The sequence below is a fragment of the uncultured Methanobrevibacter sp. genome, from assembly GCF_947169325.1.
Classification (GTDB): domain Archaea; phylum Methanobacteriota; class Methanobacteria; order Methanobacteriales; family Methanobacteriaceae; genus Methanocatella.
The window spans coordinates 1-3,318 of record NZ_CAMVPN010000141.1; the positions used below are offsets into that span (position 1 = coordinate 1).

A 3,318-nucleotide genomic window follows, 5' to 3' on the forward strand; every position below is an offset into this window, starting at 1 on the left:
ATATAACATGGATTATTCCTCTTCTTCCTCAAGAGTGATTTCATTTTGAAGGGCAACTTCCTTTACAATCCTGTTCAAATCGTTCTGCATCTTATCAACAATAAAATACAATTTCAAAATGGTGTAGAACAAGATTACAAATACCAAAATGATTATGAAATCCAAACCACGGGTTATACCAAATGCACTGGCAAATGAAGTACTTAAATTTGGGAAAAGTGCAAATACACTGACAATAATCCAAAAAATAGTCCATAAGATGACGGTTGTGAGGGAATTCTTTCCTTTCATATATCTTAATACAAACCACACAATGGCTATTATGGAAATTATTGGAAATATTAAAGAATATAATAACATATTATCACCTTTTAAAATTGATGCTTGATCATCTGGAACACTATTTTAATTGCTTCAGTAACATTTGTTCCTTTTGCTTGGGTTTCAGGAGTGTAAATCGTTTCGATTGGAACTTCTGCAAACGGAATGTTATTGTCATTGATTTCACGAATGAATTCTGATGAAATCAAATATCCTGTAGCGTTGATGCTAATCTTGTTCAGTGCCTCTTTCGTGATTGCCCTGAATCCAGTCTGGGAATCGCTTACGTCAACCCTATAAAATATTCTGGTTAAAAGATTCATCACTGCATTTGCAAAATTACGGGTAAACGGCATGTCTTCCAGAGGCCTTACGCCAATAACGGCCTGAGCTTCACCTGTAACCAACGGTTTGATTACATCATCCAAATCATCAGCGGAGTGCTGTCCGTCCGAATCCATACTTACAATATATTTAGGGTTGAATCTTAAAACGGCATCAAAGCCTGTTTGTGTTGCAACACCAACACCCCTGTTGATAAGCAATGAAAAAACATGAATCCTCTCTGGATATTTCCTTTTGGATTCTAGAATAACCTCTAGAGTATTGTCTGATGATCCGTCATTGACAATGACCATATTATACCCTTTCTCCGCAATGGCCTCAATTACAGGCTGGATTCTTGTTGCTTCATTATATGCAGGAAGAACAACATATGTAGCATCCTTATCTTCTGCTGTTATTTCGTATTCCATGTTGCACCTAATTATAATGGTCCTGCATCCTCTTTTCCTTCACGCATTCCCATTCCCGCTTCTTTTCTCATCGCTTTTCTGTGATACATCATTTTAATTAAATTCTGTGCATGTTCACGTGCCCTGTTTTCTGCAAGTTTTGCAAGCTCAACAGGGTCTTCCTCTTCATCTTCGTGTACAAACACTTCCAGAATGTGAGTATTTGTCATCAGCTGTGCATTAATCAGACCGGTTGACGCTTCGTGAGCACACATCTTGTCCTTTTCCATAGGCCCAGGCATTCCAAGTGCCATCACTATATCACAGTTTTCCTCTTCAATGAGAATTTTGGCAGTTACCGGCAAGTCTTTTACTCCAGGAACTGTTTCGCGAATTATCTTTAAATCATAAGCGTTATTTTTAAGCTCATCTATGGCCGCTGCAGCCATGTCAAAGCGAGCAAATGTAGTGTCACAAATTCCAATTCTCATGTAAATTCACCTTATGAGAAAATATGTTTTAATTAATATAAAAATTTATTTAAAAATAAAAAAGTATTATGAATTATTACTGTGAGTAATACTTTAATGATTAAAATTATGAAAAAAATTTTTTACAAAAAAAATAATAGAATTTATTTGTTTAAGATTTCCAAAAACCTTTCCTTGGCTTCACTAATTGTTAAAGGATAATCTCCATGCATGTCAAAGCCTTGTTCTTCTTCGAGCTGTTGGAACAACTCAGTGACAATAGGCACTTTTAAGTTAGCCTGTTCAAGAATTTCAGGCTGTGCGAAAATCTCTTTAGGAGTACCTTCACCAATTAATATTCCATCTACCAAAACAAAGACTTTATCCGCATAGTTTGGAACCAAATCTACTTCGTGAGTTGAAATAATGATTGTAATTCCTTCTTCATTAAGCTCATCCAATAATTGACTTAAATTAACTACACCCTGCGGGTCAAGACCGGCAGTAGGCTCATCCAAAACCATTATCTGTGGTTTCATTGCAAGAATTCCTGCAATAGCAACTCTTTTCTTTTGACCTCCACTTAAATGATGGGGAGCTGTCTTTTCAAAACCTGACATGCCAACACGAGCCAAAGCATATTCTACTCTGTCCTGAACTTCTTCCATAGATAATCCTAAGTTTAAAGGACCAAAAGCAACATCTTCTTCAACTGTTGGAGCGAATATTTGATCATCAGGGTTTTGAAATACAATTCCTACTTTCTGTCTGAATTTAAGTAAAGATTTCTTATCATATTTTAACTCTTCACCATCGATAAAGACTTGTCCTTCATCAGGTTCGTAAATCCCATTCAGATGCAGAAACAAAGTAGATTTACCTGCACCGTTTTTACCTAAAAGAGCAACCATTTGACCTTTTTCCACTTTTAAGCTTACTCCTTTCAGTGCTTGATAATCATTATTGTATGAATATTTAATATTTTTAACTTCTAACATGTTAATTCTCCTGTTTCGGTTCATAAAGTGGAAGTTCTCCAGTATATCCTCTTGAATCTAGAGCAAATTGGAGTGTTTCACTTTTATCCAAAGATCTTAAAAATATTGTACTTGTAAGAGCGCCTAATGATTTGAATGAAGTCCAGTAAGAATGATACCCTAATCTGGTATCCTGTGCCTTTTGCATGGTGTCAATCTCATTTAAGAAAATAAATATCGCATTATACATTAAAAGACCAATCTCAATCATGATTTTTGGAACTTTTAGAGTTGCCAAACAATGTAATATTTTCGCAATAGGAGTTGTGAGTGCTAAAAACCCTAAACAAGGAAAACAACCCAATACCCTCATAAATGTATAAACAGCATAATGAAATGAATCAGTTGTTACAACAATCCCAAAAATACCTGTTTCATAAATTACTTCCCCTTTTCCGAAAAATAACATTAAAAATAAACAGGTGATAACAAGAAATGCCACAGGAATTGTTAAAAATTTCAAATATGACCTTATGTTTATTTTTGCTATAAAGAGAATGACAATAGACATTACAACAAAAACCAATACGTCGAAATACAGATTATCAAGTGCCAATGTAACAATTAACAAAATAATTGTCAGGAACAATTTAAAATAAGGATTTGTTTCTGTTAATGCATTATGATGAGCAATATAATCCATATCAAATTTCATAGTATCACAAAAAAAGAAAAAAAAAGAAAGAATAAATAAAATTATTCTTCTTTACCTTGTCCTCTCCAGTAACCAAATGCATATCCAATAATGATTGAACC

At 34.4% G+C, this 3,318-nt stretch carries 5 protein-coding genes; all 5 read right to left on the bottom strand.

The window, feature by feature from the left end; translation table 11 throughout:
- Positions 1-12 precede the first annotated feature (12 nt).
- The 5 genes from Q0W26_RS11865 to cbiQ all read right to left on the bottom strand — a co-directional run bounded on the left by Q0W26_RS11865 (position 13) and on the right by cbiQ (position 3,217).
- Positions 13-360 (bottom strand): DUF2304 family protein, encoded by a 348-nt coding sequence (locus Q0W26_RS11865; RefSeq protein ID WP_298525723.1) that lies wholly within the window; start codon positions 358-360, stop codon positions 13-15.
- A gap of 11 nt (positions 361-371) precedes the next feature.
- Positions 372-1,076, bottom strand: coding sequence for a glycosyltransferase family 2 protein (locus Q0W26_RS11870; RefSeq protein ID WP_298525726.1), 705 nt, complete (start codon positions 1,074-1,076; stop codon positions 372-374).
- Between the two features lie 11 nt (positions 1,077-1,087).
- Entirely contained in the window at positions 1,088-1,546 is a 459-nt protein-coding gene (gene ribC / locus Q0W26_RS11875) for a riboflavin synthase (protein ID WP_298525729.1), read from the bottom strand.
- A gap of 143 nt (positions 1,547-1,689) precedes the next feature.
- Positions 1,690-2,523: an ATP-binding cassette domain-containing protein gene (locus tag Q0W26_RS11880; RefSeq protein WP_298525732.1), complete on the bottom strand. Its 834-nt coding sequence runs from the start codon at positions 2,521-2,523 to the stop codon at positions 1,690-1,692.
- A gap of 1 nt (position 2,524) precedes the next feature.
- Positions 2,525-3,217, bottom strand: a complete 693-nt coding sequence (gene cbiQ, locus Q0W26_RS11885) for a cobalt ECF transporter T component CbiQ (protein WP_298525735.1) — start codon at positions 3,215-3,217, stop codon at positions 2,525-2,527.
- Between the last annotated feature and the right edge of the window lie 101 nt (positions 3,218-3,318).

Excerpts from the sequence above, each read along its gene's own strand:
- Q0W26_RS11865 (WP_298525723.1), bottom strand. The coding sequence starts at position 360 with ATGTTATTATATTCTTTAATATTTCCAATAATTTCCATAATAGCCATT.
- Q0W26_RS11870 (WP_298525726.1), bottom strand. The coding sequence starts at position 1,076 with ATGGAATACGAAATAACAGCAGAAGATAAGGATGCTACATATGTTGTT.
- ribC (WP_298525729.1), bottom strand. The coding sequence starts at position 1,546 with ATGAGAATTGGAATTTGTGACACTACATTTGCTCGCTTTGACATGGCT.
- Q0W26_RS11880 (WP_298525732.1), bottom strand. The coding sequence starts at position 2,523 with ATGTTAGAAGTTAAAAATATTAAATATTCATACAATAATGATTATCAA.
- cbiQ (WP_298525735.1), bottom strand. The coding sequence starts at position 3,217 with ATGAAATTTGATATGGATTATATTGCTCATCATAATGCATTAACAGAA.